This window comes from Massilia sp. WG5 (genome assembly GCF_001412595.2).
Classification (GTDB): Bacteria; Pseudomonadota; Gammaproteobacteria; order Burkholderiales; family Burkholderiaceae_D; genus Telluria.
On record NZ_CP012640.2, the window covers coordinates 293,502 to 308,774 of the forward strand.

General features: G+C 70.0%; 10 protein-coding genes. 3 read left to right on the plus strand and 7 right to left on the minus strand.

The genetic code is table 11. The annotated features are described in order from the left end of the window. Positions 1–89: 89 nt before the first annotated feature. A complete protein-coding gene (locus AM586_RS01345) occupies positions 90–1,592 on the plus strand; it encodes a nucleobase:cation symporter-2 family protein (RefSeq protein WP_047825032.1) in 1,503 nt (500 codons plus the stop codon). After that, positions 1,589–2,443 carry an outer envelope protein gene (locus tag AM586_RS01350; protein WP_047825033.1) on the plus strand — a complete coding sequence of 285 codons (855 nt, stop codon included), beginning with the start codon at positions 1,589–1,591 and terminating at the stop codon, positions 2,441–2,443. The genes AM586_RS01345 and AM586_RS01350 overlap by 4 nt, the downstream gene beginning before the upstream one ends. A gap of 6 nt (positions 2,444–2,449) precedes the next feature. Here AM586_RS01350 and AM586_RS01355 read toward each other — a convergent pair whose 3' ends face one another. Further along, positions 2,450–4,060 carry an MFS transporter gene (locus AM586_RS01355; protein WP_047825034.1) on the minus strand — a complete coding sequence of 537 codons (1,611 nt, stop codon included), beginning with the start codon at positions 4,058–4,060 and terminating at the stop codon, positions 2,450–2,452. Between the two features lie 137 nt (positions 4,061–4,197). On the opposite strand from AM586_RS01355, the gene AM586_RS01360 reads away from it, so the two are divergent. After that, on the plus strand, positions 4,198–5,712 hold the full coding sequence (locus AM586_RS01360; RefSeq protein WP_052233943.1) for a DUF3943 domain-containing protein: 1,515 nt from the start codon (positions 4,198–4,200) through the stop codon (positions 5,710–5,712). A gap of 19 nt (positions 5,713–5,731) precedes the next feature. Here AM586_RS01360 and AM586_RS01365 read toward each other — a convergent pair whose 3' ends face one another. The 6 genes from AM586_RS01365 to AM586_RS01390 all read right to left on the minus strand — a co-directional run bounded on the left by AM586_RS01365 (position 5,732) and on the right by AM586_RS01390 (position 15,157). Next, positions 5,732–6,925, minus strand: coding sequence for a YbdK family carboxylate-amine ligase (locus AM586_RS01365; protein ID WP_052233944.1), 1,194 nt, complete (start codon positions 6,923–6,925; stop codon positions 5,732–5,734). Next, on the minus strand, positions 6,922–8,130 hold the full coding sequence (locus AM586_RS01370; RefSeq protein ID WP_047825035.1) for a cation:proton antiporter: 1,209 nt from the start codon (positions 8,128–8,130) through the stop codon (positions 6,922–6,924). Before AM586_RS01370 ends, AM586_RS01365 begins: the two co-directional genes overlap by 4 nt. Next, a complete protein-coding gene (locus AM586_RS01375; RefSeq protein ID WP_047825036.1) occupies positions 8,123–9,157 on the minus strand; it encodes a hypothetical protein in 1,035 nt (344 codons plus the stop codon). Before AM586_RS01375 ends, AM586_RS01370 begins: the two co-directional genes overlap by 8 nt. A 199-nt stretch (positions 9,158–9,356) precedes the next feature. Next, positions 9,357–11,552, minus strand: coding sequence for a hypothetical protein (locus AM586_RS01380; protein WP_156328204.1), 2,196 nt, complete (start codon positions 11,550–11,552; stop codon positions 9,357–9,359). Positions 11,553–11,657: 105 nt separating this feature from the next. Further along, on the minus strand, positions 11,658–13,529 hold the full coding sequence (locus AM586_RS01385; protein WP_047825038.1) for an AI-2E family transporter: 1,872 nt from the start codon (positions 13,527–13,529) through the stop codon (positions 11,658–11,660). A 116-nt stretch (positions 13,530–13,645) separates the two neighbouring features. Next, positions 13,646–15,157, minus strand: a complete 1,512-nt coding sequence (locus tag AM586_RS01390) for an FAD-dependent oxidoreductase (RefSeq protein ID WP_047825039.1) — start codon at positions 15,155–15,157, stop codon at positions 13,646–13,648. Positions 15,158–15,273: the final 116 nt, after the last annotated feature.

The following is a 15,273-nucleotide window of genomic DNA, read 5'->3' on the forward strand; positions in this document are numbered from 1 at the left end:
GCGGCCGGGTCCAAGCGCGGCCGTCGCCCGACAAGCAGCATGCATTCTTTGGTTTCACGACAGTAGTCAACAATAATCAGGAGACAAGCATGAACCAACACAGCCGCCATCCGGTGGATGAAAGACTGCCCCTCGGGCGCCTGACCGCACTGGGCCTGCAACACGTCCTCGTGATGTACGCGGGCGCCATCGCCGTGCCCCTGATCGTGGGCAGGGCCCTTCACCTGTCGCCGGAGCAGGTCACGCTGCTGATCTCGGCCGACCTGTTCTGCTGCGGACTGGTGACCCTCATCCAGTCCTTCGGCCTGTCCTCGTGGTTCGGCATCAAGCTGCCGGTCATGATGGGCGTGACCTTCGCCGCGGTCGGGCCGATGGTGGCGATCGCGAACGCCGTGCCCGGCGCCGACGGCGCCCGCGCCATCTTCGGGGCCGGCATCGGCGCCGGCGCGCTCGCCATCCTGATCGCGCCGCTGATGAGCCGCATGCTGCGCTTCTTCCCGCCGGTCGTCACCGGCACCATCATCCTGATCATCGGCGTCAGCCTGATGCGGGTCGGCGTGAGCTGGGCCATGGGCGGCCCGGATTCGGCGGCCCAGAGCGTCGACGTGGCGCGCCTGGCCACCATGGTCGACAGCGCGCGCGCCAGCCTGCCCGCGGGCGCGGACCCGGCGACGATGAAGCTGACCGGCCCGGTCCCGATGACGCCGAACGCGTCCTACGGCGCGCTCGACAACATGGCGATCGCCGGCTTCGTGCTGCTGGTCGTGCTGGCGCTGGTGAAGTATGCCCGCGGCTTCATCTGCAATATCTCGGTCCTGCTCGGCATCGTCGCGGGCTGCACCGTGGCCTACGCGGCCGGCAAGATGCACTTCGATAAAGTCGGCAAGGCGCCCTGGTTCGAGCTCGTGACCCCGTTCGCCTTCGGCATGCCGACCTTCGACATCGTGATGATCCTGACCCTCACGGTGGTGATGGTGGTGGTGATGATCGAGTCGGCCGGCATGTTCCTGGCCCTGTCGGACATGACCGGCAAGGAGATCGGCCGCAAGGACCTGGCCGCCGGCCTGCGCACCGACGCCCTGGGCACCCTGCTGGGCGGCGTCCTGAATACCTTCCCGCACACCAGCTTCTCGCAGAACGTCGGCCTGGTGGCCGTCACCGGCGTGAAAAGCCGCTGGGTCTGCGTGGCCGGCGGCATCATCATGATCGTGCTGGGCATGCTGCCGAAGATGGCCGCGCTGGTCGAATCGATCCCGCAGTTCGTGCTGGGCGGCGCCGGCCTGGTGATGTTCGGCATGGTGGCCGCGGCCGGCATCCGCATCCTGACCCGCGTCGATTTCCGGACCAACCGCTTCAATCTCTACATCGTCGCGCTGTCGATCGGCTTCGGCATGATCCCGCTGGTCGCCCCGCGCTGGGCCCAGCAGATGGCGCACAGCCTGCACCCGCTGCTGGAATCCGGCATCCTGCTGACCGCCCTGGCGGCGGTCACCCTCAACATTTTCTTCAACGGTACGCGCGACATTCCGGCCGAGAGCCATGCGGACGCGGACCATATCGACCATCCGATCGCACAGGGGAGCAAGGCATGAAGCGTAGCCGCAGTTGGAATATCGTTCTGTCCACCATGATCGCCACGCTGGCCCTGCCGGCCATGGCAGCCGACTGGAGCGATACGTCGATCGCCTGGCGCGCCGGCGGCCGTTTCGCCGAGCCTTTCAACGCGAACGACATCCACAAGGATATCGTGCAGGTCAGCCATGCGAGCGGCTACAAGTACGGCAGCAACTTCTTCAACCTGGACATGCTGCTGTCGAACAAGACCGACCCCTCGGCCAAGGGCGCGAGCTCGGGCGCGCAAGAGTTCTACGTGGTCTACCGCCACACGCTGGAGTGGGGCAAGGTGACGGGAACGCCGATGCGCTTCGGCCCGATCAAGGACGCCGGCCTCACCTTCGGCTTCGACGCCAACACCAAGAACGATGCGGGCTACAACTCCAAGAAGCGCATGCTGGTGGCCGGCCCGACCTTCATGGTGGACGCCAAGGGCCTGCTGAACGTCGGCATCTACGAGCTATGGGAAAGCAACGCGCCCTACAGCAGCTTCACCGGGGTGAGCACGCCGCGCTACCACTACGACGCCCACCCGATGCTGGGCGCCGTCTGGGCCTTCCCGCTGGGCGGCACCGGCCTGTCCTTCGAGGGCTACGCCAACTTCATCGCCGCCAAGGGCAAGAACGAGTTCGGCCGCGACACCAGGCCCGAGACCAACATCGACATGCAGCTGATGCTGGACGTGGGCGGCCTGTTCGATGTCAAGCCGAAGCGCTTCCGCGCGGGCCTCGCCTATCAGTACTGGCGCAACAAGTTCGGCAACGACGCCCGCACCATCCCTGGCGCCACCGCCAGCACGCCGATGGTGAAGGCGCAGTACCACTTCTAGCCCTCACTAAGCGAGCAGCGCCTGGATCTCCTCGAGCCGGCGCCCGCGCGTGTCGATGCCTTTCCTCGCCAGCAGCAGGGCGGCGGCAAGCATCGGCACCGCGATCACCAGTGCGGACAGCGACAGGTCCGCGAACAGTCCCGCGACGCCGAGGCCGGCGCCGAGGATGCCGCCCAGCTTCGAACTCGCGGCGATCAGGCCGGAACCGGTGGCGCGCAGGTGCACCGGATAGATCTCGGCGGCGTAGGGAATCAGGGTCGCGATCACGCCGCTGGCCGAGACCAGCAGCGCGCAGGTGGCGACCGCCAGCGCGGTGGTCGAGGCCATCCCCGTCCAGCCGAGCAGGAAGAAGCCCAGCAGGCTGGCGGCGCTGAGGGCGATGAAGCTCACCAGCGTCATCACCGAACTCCAGCGGTGATAGAGCCAGATCACCAGCAGCGTACCGGGCAGGGCCAGGAAGGCCGCGCGCGCCAGCAGGGAGGTCGCGGTGGCCGCATCCATGCCCATCGCACGCAGGTTCATCGGCAGCCACAGCAGGAAGCCGAAATTCGCCAGGCCCCAGGCCACGCCGGCCACGCCCATGCCGATCGTCAGCGGCGCATAGCCGCCGCGCAGCAGTTCGCGCAGGCCCGCGGATGGCGCCGCCGGCGCGGCGAGGGAAGCCGGCGGCAGGGCCGCCTCGCGCACGCCGCCGCGCATGTTGCCGCCAAAGCGCGCCAGCACCGCGCGCGCCTCCTCGTGCAGGCCGCTGCTGGCCAGGAAGCGCGGCGACTCGGGTAGCAGTCGGCTGAGCAGGATGATCACCGCGCCGGTGGGTAGGCCCAGCAGCCACAGGACGCGCCAGCTGAAGGACGGTTCCAGCAGGCTGGCGGCGCCGGCAGCGACCAGGTAGCCGGCCGAGTTGCCGATGCCGCCCAGCGCCACCAGCAGCCAGCCGCGGTGCGCCGCCGGAATCATCTCGGCCATCATGGTGAAGGTGATCGGCAGCAGGCCGCCGGCCGAGGCGCCCATCAGGAAGCACATCGCCAGGTTCCAGGCGAACGAGGGCATCGCGCCGCAGATCGCGGTGCCGATGAACATCAGGGCCGACAGCAGGATCGTGGCGCGCCGGCCGAAGCGGTCGGCCACCAGGCCCCACAGCACCGAGCCGACCGTGGTCCCGGTCAGGGCGACCAGGGCCAGGAAGCCCGCGTTCTGCTTCGAGAGGCCGTATTCGCTGGTCATGCCCGGCATCACGAAGCCGAGGGTGGCCGGCTTCATCACGTCGATGGTCAGCGCGACCACCAGCACCAGCACCAGGCTCCAGTGGCGGGCATTCAGGGGGATGCCGTCGGCAGCCTCGAACAGCAGCGCGCCATCGCCGGCCTCAGTGTCCTTGCCGGTCGCGCGCATGCGCTTGAAGCGCGGCATCAGGCCATAGGCGGCCAGCAGCAGGCCGAGAGGAATCAGCGCCATCCCGGCCATCATCGGCGCATCCATCGGCATGCCGACCATGCGGTAACCCATGTGGGAAGCGCACACGAACATCGGGATGTGGGCAAGGACCCCGGCGACCAGGGCCAGGGTGCCGGTCCAGAATGCGATGGGGTGGTGGAAGTGCAGGCCGTTCGATTTCATGGGAGATCCGGAAAGCGGGTATTGACAGGCGAAACGGCCGATTATACCGATGGGTTACTTCCTTTCGGCAATCCGTGCGACAGGATTTTCATGCATTAGTTATATTTATGCCAACAATGTCCCACTGCAGGAAGCCCATGAAATCCCCGAACAAGTACTTCGCGCCCCGCAAGCGCGCCCATCTCCTCATGCTGGCGCTGGCCGCCGGCGCCGTCCATGCCGCGCCGGACGAGGCAATCACCACGGTGCAGGAAGGCTGGGAAGCCCCGCAACATCCGCTGGCCGTGCCGCGCGCCGCATCCGCGCCGGCGGATCAAGCTACCGCGCTCTCGAAGCCTGCGCTCGAGGCCTTCGACGCCGCCGCGCGCCCCTACAAGAGCTATGGCGCCACCGCCCTCGAAATCGCGGGCTTCCAGTTCGCGCTGAACCGCGTCGACCATGCTTTCGTGAAGCCGGACGACTACGCCGTCAGCGTCGGTTCGTGGCGCCGCAACCTGCGCAGCAGCTGGGTGGAGGACCGCGATCCCTTCGAGATCAACCAGCTCGGCCACCCTTACCAGGGCTCGGTGTATTACAACATCGCGCGCAGCAATGGCCTGGATTTCTGGGAATCGATGGGCGCCGCGTTTGCCGGCAGCGCCGTGTGGGAAGTCGCCGGCGAAACCACGACGCCCTCGCGCAACGACCAGATCACGACCAGCTTCGGCGGCACCTTCCTGGGCGAGTCGCTGTACCGGATGGCGAACCTGGTGCTGGAGCGCGGCTACGGCCTGTCGCCGGGATGGAAGGAAGCCGCGGCGGCCGGCATCTCGCCGGCGCTCGGCTTCAACCGTTATGTGCGCCCGGGCCGCCACGCGCCGGTCTGGGACAGCCACGACCCGGCCGTGTTCGCGCGCCTGCAACTGGGCGCCACGGTCAGGTCGCGCGGCAATGCGGGGCCGTCCCTGGCCGACCGGCGCAGCGAGTTGGCGGCCGACTTCGCGCTGGAGTACGGCTTGCCGGGCAAGGGCGGCTACACCTACCGCCGGCCCTTCGATTACTTCCTGTTCCGCCTGCGCGGCTCGACCGCCCAGGGCGTCGAGAGCCTGAGCTCGCGCGGCCTGCTGTTCGGCGCGCCCTACGAGGGCGGCGAGAAGCTGCGCGGCATCGCCGGCCTGTACGGCAGCTACGACTACCTGTCGCCGCAGCTGTTCCGCGTCGCCAGCACGGGGCTGTCGCTGGGCAGCAACCTGCAGTGGAATATCGCGCCGGCGCTGACGCTGCAGGGGCATGCATCGGGCGGTGTCGGCTACACCTCGACCGGCACCGTGCGGGCCAGCGCCGCCGGCCAGTACACTTACGGCTTCGCGCCCCAGGCCGGACTGACGCTGCGCCTGATCGGCGGCGACCGGCTGGCGGTCGACCTGGGCCAGCGCGCCTTCTTCAACGGCAAGCTGACCACGCCCCAGGGCGACGGCAACGACCGGGTGCTACGCGCCGAAGCGGCGCTGACCTACCGGATCCGCGGCCACCACGGCCTCACGCTCAAGTACCTGAGCTCGCGCCGCCGCTTCAACTTCCCCAACACCGCCGAACGCGAGCAGCGCCACGACACGGTCGGCCTGTACTACACCTGGCTGCCGGCCCACGGCCTCGGCGCCGTGAGCTGGTAAGCCGGGCGTGCCGCCGGCCTCAGGCGGCGCCGTTCTCGAACAGTTCGCTGGCCATGCGCGCCAGGTCGTTCATCCCGCCGCCGGCCTCGAGGTGGGCGCGCAGCCAGCGCGCCTGGCCGCCATCCTTCATCAGCTGCTCGATGACGGCGCAGGCCTTGCCGAAGCCAGGATCCTGCGAGCGGCGCTTGAGCCGTTCCAGGTCGCTGCGGACCGCCTCGGCGATCGGGATGGCGACCCCGGTTTCCGGATCGATCCAGTTGCCCTCGACGCCGTCGCGCGCGGCATTGAAGCGGTTCCAGGTGTACAGCTCGCGGCTGGCGCTGGACGGCCAACGGCCGGCCTGCTCGGCGAATTCCAGGCACAGTTCGCGCGCATAGCAGGCCAGCGCCGCCGCGTAGACGGGCTTGAGCGGCGTGTCCAGCACCCGCAGCTCGATCGTGCCGTACTCGGGCTTGGGCCGCACGTCCCAGTAGAAATCCTTGATGCTGTTGACGATGCCGTATTGCGCCAGCTGGTCGAAGTGGACGCGGAAGTCGTTCCAGGTGCGGATCTCGTAGGGCAGGATGCCGCTCATCGGGAAGGCCCCGACCACATTGCTGCGCGAGCTGCAGAAGCCCGACACCTCGCCCTGCCAGCACGGCGAGTTGGCGGACAGCGCGATGAACAGCGGCGCGCGCTGGGTCAGCCAGGCGGTCAGGCGCATCGCTTCGTCGGGCGAACCGGCGCCGATGTGCACATGCATGCCGAACACGGTGAACAGCTTGGCCAGGTAGCCGAACTTGCGCTCCGAGGCGAAGTAGCGCTCCTTCGGATAGATGCGCTGCTCGGCCCACTTCTGGAAGGGATGCGCGCCGCCGCCGGAGATCGAGGCGCCGACCTCGAAGGCGGCGCGCTGCACCGTCGAGCGGATGTGCTCGAGCTGGTCGGCGGCTTCGTCGTAGGAGGTCAGGATCGAGGTCGCCACCTCCAGCATCGAGGTGGTGATCTCGGGCGTGTGCACCCAGGGCTTGTCGTGGCGGTCGAGCAGGTCGAGGATGTCCGGCGCGGCCGGGAACAGGTCGAAGGTGAGACGGTCGAGCACCATCAGTTCGAGCTCGATGCCCATGGTGCCCAGGGTCGATTCACGGAAGTCGGGCAGGAAGGCGGCGCCTTCTCCGGAGACGGCCAGCGCCTGCTGGTCGGGTATTGCCTGGTCGCTGGTTCGATCGCTCATTGCGCACCTCCACGGTAAGTCTCTCCGGCCAGGCGCAGGCCCAGCCAGGTCAGGCCCGGCGCCAGCAGGACGTTCAGCGCCAGCAGGGCGCTCATCAGCATGGTCGAATGCTGGTCCAGGCCGGTGTAGGCGTTCAGGGTATTGTCGACGACCAGGCCGCCGAAGCTCACCAGCGAGCACATCGACAGCGCCATCGCATGCTTCTTGCGCCGGTTCCAGGCGATGGCAGGCCACAGGGCCAGGCGGGTGGCGGCGATACGCGCCGCGAACACGACCATCGCGACCACCACGATCCAGCCCTGCATCAGTTCATGGATGTCGACCATCGCGGCCGACATCAGGAACAGCAGCACGTAGCCGATGTCCTGGGCGGTCGCCAGCTGGGCCTGGAACACGTTGTCGCGCTTCTCGGCATTGCGCAGCAGGACGCCCATCAGCAGCAGCGACAGCAGCGCGCTGGAGGCGGTGACGGAGCACAGGCCAAGGTCGATCAGCAGGGCCGCCAGCAAGACGCCCGGACGCATGGTCGCCGGCACCTTGCACAGGCGCGTGGCGAGCGCGTAGGCGCCATAGGATAACAGGGCGAACAGGGCGCCCAGCAGCAGCTTGCCGCCCTGGCGCATCAGCTCCGCGCCGAAGGTGCCGACGGCGTCGGCGCCGTGGCTGCGGGTCCAGGCCAGGGTCAGGCCCAGGGCCAGCAGGGCGACCAGGTTGCTCAGGCCAACCATGTTCGCGGTGGCGAAGGTGCCGGGTCCGCTCGCGTTCTCGTCGGCGACCATCGAGGCCAGGATCACGGGATTCACCGCGATCAGGATCGAGCCGATGAAGATGGCGCCGCCCCAGGGCAGGCCGAAGGCGGCCAGCACCAGGGTCGCGGCGGCGAAGCGCGTGAGCGTGGCCAGCAGCAGGCTCTTGCCCTGGCGACCGCTGCGCAGCAGCCAGGCCAGGTCCATCTTGCGCCCGACCTCGAACAGCACCAGCGCGGCGGCGCCATTCAGCAGTTCCTGGAACTGGGTCAGGAGCGGACGGTCGATCATGCCGGCCCCGCTGGCGCCCAGCAGCAGGCCGGCGATCACCGCGCCGTACAGCTTCGGCACCTGGAAGCGCTGCAGGGTAAAGCCCAGCACCAGCGCCAGCATCAGGCCGGCGCCCAACACGGCGAGCGGCGACAGCAGCAGCAGGGGCGTCGTCAGTTCCTCATTCATGGCGCGCCTCCCAGGCCTGGGCGAGCGTCTTCAGCTCGCGTTCGACGAGGGCGGCGCGCTGCGCGGCGACGTCGTCCGCATGCGGTCCCTGGCGCGGCGCATCGGTGCCGATCCGGGCGCGCACGATGCCGGCGTTGTCGCGCAGCGGAATCCAGAGCTGGCCCTGGATGGCCGCGCCTTCGCGCCACACGGCGATGAACTTGGCGCCGCTGCGGGTGCCCGCGGTGGCCGGGTCCAGCAGGGTGAAGGGCTGCAGCCATTCGGCCGCGGGGAAGCGGCGCGCCAGCTGCACCTGCATGGCGGTGCGCTGTTCGAGGCGCGAGTCGTCGCGCGAGTAAGGCAGGTGCAGCTGGCCCTGGCCAATGCCGGCGGTGCGCAGCACCATGCAGGTCTTGTCCGAGGCCCAGCGCCAGGTATCCCCTTCGAGGATGCGCGGCTTGCCGTTGGTGCCGGCCAGCCAGGCGTCCAGCAGCGGCGAGGAAGCCGGCGCCGGATTGCCGGCATTGACCGCCTGGGCGGCCTTGGCGACCGGGTCCCAGTGGGCCTGCTGCCAGGCGCGCGTATCGGGCCTGTCCGACGGACGCCAGCGCCAGGCGACGGCGGACCAGCTGCCGTCGGCCGCTTGCCAGACCGCGACGGCCTGCTGCAGCTCCCCGCTGCCGGCCACGCGGGCCTGGCCGGTCCAGTCCTTGCTCCAGGGCGGGGCGCCGCCGGGCGTCCGCGACGACAGGCGGTGCCAGGCGATCGCCGCCGGCGGCAGGCAGGTGGCTTCGGGCGCGGGAATGCTCTTCCAGTACTGCATCTCGAGGCGCTGGCTCCAGGCGCACTGGCGCAAGGTCGGCTCGCCCATGCGGGCATAGGCGGGATCGGGTGCGGCCTCGCACTTGCCGGGCCGGGTGCCGGTCAGCTTGTCGAAATCCGCCAGCGCGGGCGGCGTGTCCTTGCGTGCGGCCATGGCGCCGGTCGCGCCGAGCGCGAGCAGCGCCAGGGTGGCGAGCGAGTGTGGAAGGTAGCGTAGTGGGATCATATTGACGAGCGGGCAAGTGGGCCGGGCTGGCGTGTCCGGCGCGGAGCGGCGGAGGCGGCCAGCCGCCGGGAACCGCGGCTTGGGCGGTCATGAACTGGAGCGGGCGTAGCACTTGGCGCACCTCAAGGAGGGGCATCCGTGCTCAAGTGTACGCTAAAAACGTCAATTTGGACAAATGTAGTTGCAACTTGTAAATACTTTACGGCGCCGGCTTGCCCAGGACCGTGCTGCGGATCCGCTCCCAGTTTGCCAGGAAAGCGTCGACTTCGGCGGCTTCGCTGTGCCGGCGCTGCAGCATGCCGGCCATTGCCCGCGTGGTGCCGCCGTTCAGGAACCAGCTCAGCGGCGGCTGGCGTCCCTCGGCGGTCCAGGGATAGCGCAGTTCGATCACGCGGCCGGCGCCGCAGCCGCCCAGCAGGCGCGTGGTTTCCTCCTCGGCGGCCTGGGCCCGTGCATTGCGGGTCTGGTAGAGCGAGAAGAAGGGCAGCGACAGTTCCGGCACCGGCGGCACGCGCTTGTCGCCGGGGCGCAGGCGCGCTTGCCATGGCATGCGCAGGCCGACCGCCAGCGGGCGCCGCGCCGGCCCGGCCGCGGCGTCGGCCAGCTGGGCGCGGCTCGGGCAGATCCATTCCGACTGCGAGGCCGGCTCGTTCTCGATCACCAGCACCACCAGCTGCTCCGGCCGGACCAGGCCGAGTTTCAGGATCTCGGCGATCATCGCGTTGAGGGTGGCGGCGCCGGAGTTCTCGAAGTAGCCGCCGTCGACCAGGTAGTCCCAGGGCTCGCCCTGGCTGGTGGCGACCAGCGCGGCCGGGCTGACGTAGGGGAAGCGGGCGCTGTTGTGGACCGCCTGGGCCAGCGTGAGGCGGCTGGTGTCGAGTGAGGGCTGGCCCGGCGCGCGGCCGAACAGGTCCTCGGCCTGGGGCGGCGCGAAGGCCAGCCGCGACTGCACCACGCGCCGGCCTTCGCTGGCCGAGGTGGCGTTGAAGATCAGGCGCGGCAGGCGGGCGGTTTCCAGCCCGGGCGCCAGCAGCGGCCGCCGGAACCAGTCGGCGGCCGGCGACAGCGGAAAGCGCTCGGCCCAGCCGCGCTCCCAGGCGCCTTCCAGCGCCAGCGAGCGGTCGCAGGTTGGGCAGGGAAGCGGCCAGAAGCGCGCCAGCAGGTCCGGATAGAGCAGGGCGCCGACCAGCGGCGCCAGGTAGTCCTGGCCGAGGAAGGCGCCGACCTGGGCCGCGGTGCGGGCGTAGTCCGGATCGCCGACGGCCAGCGAGCCGGCGAAGGCGGCCAGGCCCAGGCTGCCGCCCGAGACCCCGCTCATCGCGTAGATGTTGGGCGCGAAGCGCCGGCCCTGGCTGCGCGCCTGGCGTTCCAGCTCCAGCAGCAAGGTGCCGGACCAGAACGCGGCGCGCGAAGCGCCGCCGGCGGCCGCCACCAGGTAGACCGGCTCGGTGCCGTGGGCGCCGCGCGCGGCCTGCCAGGCGCGGAAATCCTCGGCCAGCGCGGGGCGCGCCGCCCGCACGGGCGGGCCACCGTTGCGGGCCACGAAATGGTTCTCGTTCCAGCACGAGGCCAGCAGGGCGGTGAACAGGGGCAGCAGGGCCAGCGAGGGCCAGCCGGCGCTCTTCGGCAGGTAGACCAGCACGATGCTGCCGAACACGGTCCAGGAGCCGAAGGCGAACAGCAGCAGCGCCGGGGCGCCCAGCAGGCGCGCGGCCGCCTCCCGGCCGAGGCAGACCGCCGCCAGCACCAGCGCCGACACCGCGAACATCAGCAGCACCGCGGCCACGCTCGGGCCCGGGGTGCGGAGTGAGCGCGCCCAGGGCCGGGCCGGCAGCGCCTGGCGTCCCAGCCAGCGATTCAGCAGATGGCGGCGCCGCACCACCAGCACCAGGAAGACGCCGCTGTAGAGGGCGGGCGCCAGCCAGGCCCCGGACGGCGCGCCGGGCAGGGCGAACCAGAGCGTGATCGGCACGCAGGCCAGCAGGCCCAGCGCGCGCGGCAGCCAGGCATTGACGGCGGCGGCGAAACGGTGGCTGGCGCAGGGACCGACGTTATCGAGCGGGAAGCGCCTGGCCAGCAGCAGGCGCGCGCAATACCAGGCGGTCAGCGACCAGTAGGCCAGGGCCGCGATGAAGATCCAGTAGCCCGGGTTGGCCCACAGGCTTTCCGTGGTCTCCCCGACATTGCGGAAGGCGCCGAGCGCCTCGCGCGCCTGCGGTACGGCAAGCAGGATCAGGTTGCCGGCGGCGACCGTCAGCACCGGATAGAAATTCAGCAGCAGGGTACGGCGCAGGAAGGTGAAGCGGGTGACCCGGACGGAGGGACGCCAGGCGGCCGGCGCGATCCGCTGCCCGCCGTCGATTCCGTGTTCGTCGACATCCATGCCTTGTGGCATCGTCCGCTCTCCCCGTCACCGCCTCCCATCTGATCATAAGGGCAAGTCCGCCCCAGGCCGCCCTCCGCATGCAGCGTCCTGGCTGCCGATCAAAGCCGGGGCCGTTCAGGCGCGCTGCGCGCGCTCCGGGGCGACGAAGGCAAGCGCCTCCTCGAAGGAGCGCAGCACCATGTCGACCTGGTCTTCCACCTCGGCAGGCTTCGGCAGCGGATCGATCAGCGGCAGGCGGATCGTCACCAGCATCGCTTCCGGCAGGCCGGCGCGCAGCCTGGCGACGGTGCCGCGCCACTGGTCGAGCATGGCTTCGACCGGATAGTTGATGAACACGGTCGATACCAGGTCGGCCTTGTCCGGACCCGGATTCTCGCTGTCGCTGTCGCCGATGATCGAGAAGCTGCGCGCGTCGATGCCGGCCTCGCGCAGCGCGCGCACCAGCAGTTCGCTGAGCAGGTCGTCGCGCATCGAGGCCAGGCCGACGCACAGCACCACCGAATGGGCCGGCACGTCGAGCGCGCCCTGCCAGCGGCCCAGGCGCGCCTCGCGCATCTGGCGCAGGTGGGTGCCGACGTTGGCGTCGAGCAGGGAGACGTCGCGCCGGCGCCAGTGCTTCGGCGCGCCGCCCGACTCCGGCGTCAGTGTCATGGCGACGTCGGCGATGGCGGCGCGCACCCGCTCTTCCTGGCTCTTGGGCATCACGCCGGAGCGGGTCTCGCTGGCGGCCAGCACGATCCCCGGCAGCAGGATGTGGTCGCAGTAGCGTGCGAAGCTGGAGCGCTCCAGGAAGGCGTGGGCGTCGTGGATGATGGCGGCGATGTCGCCGGCCAGGATGCGCTGGTAGAAGCGCTGGGCGCCGCTGACGGCCGGGGCGTCGCCGAGCAGGATGGCGACCGGCTCCAGGGTGCGGACGTGGCGCCCGGCCACCACCAGGCACAGGGTCAGCGGGGTCGACAGCAGCAGCCCGACCGGGCCCCACATCGCGCCCCAGAACAGGGCCGAGATGATCACCGCCAGCGGCGACAGGCCCGAGCTCTGGCCGTACACCTTGGGTTCGACGATGTTCGCGACCAGCAGTTCGAGGGCGACGAACAGCACCATGCAGGACAGGGCCAGGCTCCAGCCGGGGTCGATGGCGGCCACGAACACGGCGATGACGGCGCCGGCCGCCATGATGCCGAGGTAGGGCACGAAGCGCAGCAGGCCGCTCAGCGCCCCCCACAGGATGGCGTGCGGCACGCTGGCCGCCCACAGCACCAGGCCGATCAGGGTGCCGAAGGTGATGTTGACGACGAACTGCGAGAAGAAGAAGCGCGACACGCCCTGGGCCGCATCGGCCAGCGCCTGCACCGTGCGGCTCATTTCGGTCTGGCCGCCCAGGCGGATCAGGCGGTCGCGCAGGGACTCGTGTTCGAGCGACATGAAGACCAGCAGCACCATCACCAGGCCGGCCTCGCCGATCGGTCCCCAGGCCAGCGAGAACAGGCGGGTCAGCGCGCCGGTGGTGGTCAGGCGCGGCGCGCGGATCTCGACCGGGATCGGCTGGGTCGGGCTGATGGTGATGGTGGTCATGCCGCGCTTGCCGGTGACCGGCACGCCGCCCGACGGCGCCACCGCGCTCAGCTCGGCTTCGATGCGGGCGAAGGGCCGCTCGGCGATGTCGCGCACCGCGGCCACCTTGGTGCGCATCGCGGCGCGGTATTTCGGCAGGTCGCCGGTGACCGCCACCAGCTGGAAGGCCAGCACGGTGCCGACCCCGATCAGGCAGGTGGCGGCCAGCAGCACCGACAGCATGGTGGCGGGCATTTGCGGCAGCCCGGCGCGGCGCATGGCGCGGATCAGCGGCGCGATCACGAGGCTGAGGATGCCCGCCAGGGCGATCGGCTCGAGGACGTCGCGGCCGACGTATAGCAGGCCGAGGCCGCAGGTGACGGTGACCAGCGTGCCGGCATTCAGGTGCTTGAACAGGGGAAGATCGCGCATTCGCGTGTTGCTGGCGGGACGGCGCACCGCCCCGTGAGAACGTAAAACCAGCAATGTAGCGCAAAAACGTGAGTACGATCAATTTTATGATCGCCCTGCCAGGCCCGGATGCCGGTTCAGGCGCCTTTTTCGAGCTTGGCGGCCGTCAGCGGGACCAGCGCCGGCCCCTCCAGCACCCGGCCGTCCGGGGCGAAGCGGCTGCCGTGGCAGTCGCAGTCCCAGCTGGTTTCCGCGCCGTTCCATTTGATCTCGCAGCCCATGTGCGAGCACCGGCCGGCCACCGCCTGCAACTGGCCGTCCTGGCCGCGGTAGACCGCCACCGGCGTGCCGTCGATCTCGATCTTGCGGCCCTGGCAGGGCGGCAGGTCGTCGAGCCGGCCGATCTGCCCGGCGTCCAGGACCGGGGCCTGCTCCGGCCGCGCCGCGCCGGTGTTCTCCTGCTCGAAGCCCTTCGGCCGCTTGTCCCGCGCCAGGCGCTCGACCGCGTAGAGGTCGCGCCAGGGCGTGCCGCGCCCGAGGATCTCGTCGGCCAGCATCATCCCGGCCAGGGTGCCGTAGGTCAGGCCGTCGCCCGAGAAGCCGGTCGCGATGAAGGTGTTCTGCGCATCGACGTTGCGGCCGATGTAGGGCAGCTTGTCCTTCGAGCGGTAGCGCTGGGCCGACCAGCGGTACTCCACCGGGCCGATCGGCCAGTGGTCGCGCGCGAAGGCTTCGAGCTGCTGGAAGCGTTCCTGCCCGACTTCCTTCTCGCCCAGCTTGTGGGCGCTGCCGACCACCACCAGGTAGGTGCGGCCATGTTCGGTCCAGGTGCGCACCGAATGGCGCTCCTTGCCGATGCACCAGTACACGCCCGGTTCGGGGACCGAATCGTGCAGCGGCGCGGCGATGCCGTACTCGCGCACCACCTCGAGCTGCGACTGCACCAGGTGGATGCCGATCGGGGTATGGGTGGCGATCACGATCTGCTGGCACTGGACCTTGCCGTGGGTGGTGTGGAGCACGGCCGGATCGTCCTCGATCGCGGTGACGCGGGTGTTTTCGAAGATCAGGCAGTCCTCGCTGCCGATCTTCCGGGCCAGCTGGCGCACGTAGGCCAGCGGCTGGAACTGGGCCTGTTCCTCGACCACCAGGGTCTTGCGGGCGCTGTCGAGCGGCAGCGGGGCATCGTCGCGCAGGTCGGTGCGCAGGCGCGCGCGCATCGCGGCCAGGGCTTCCTTCTCGACGTCGGCGACCTGCGCCGGGTCGGTGGCGATCAGGTGCCAGGGCAGGCGCTGGAAGCCGCATTCCAGGTTCATGCCTTCGACGGTGGCCTGGATCAGGTCGATCGCGGCGGCGCGCGACTCCACCACCCGGCGCATGGTTTCCAGGCCATGCAGCTCTTCCAGCGTGTGCAGGCCGAGGTCGACGGTGGCGTACAGGTTGCCGGTCGAGTTGCCGGTGCTGGCGTCGCCGACCTTGCAGGCGTCGAGCACGGCGACGCGCTTGCCGGCCTGGACCAGGAGCATGGCCGCGGTCAGGCCGGTGATGCCGGCGCCGACGATGGCGACGTCCACCTGCAGGTCGGTTTGCAGGGTCGGCAGGCAGGCGGTCTTGGCCGCCGTGCCTTGCCAGAGCGATGAGGTATCCATGGTGCGGCCTTTCAGTCGTTGTACCGTTCGGCTCGATGATCCCAAGATCCGGTCCGCGGCGGCGCAGCGTTGACCGGAGAAAAGAATGCCTGCGGACCGGCTTCGGCAAGGACCGG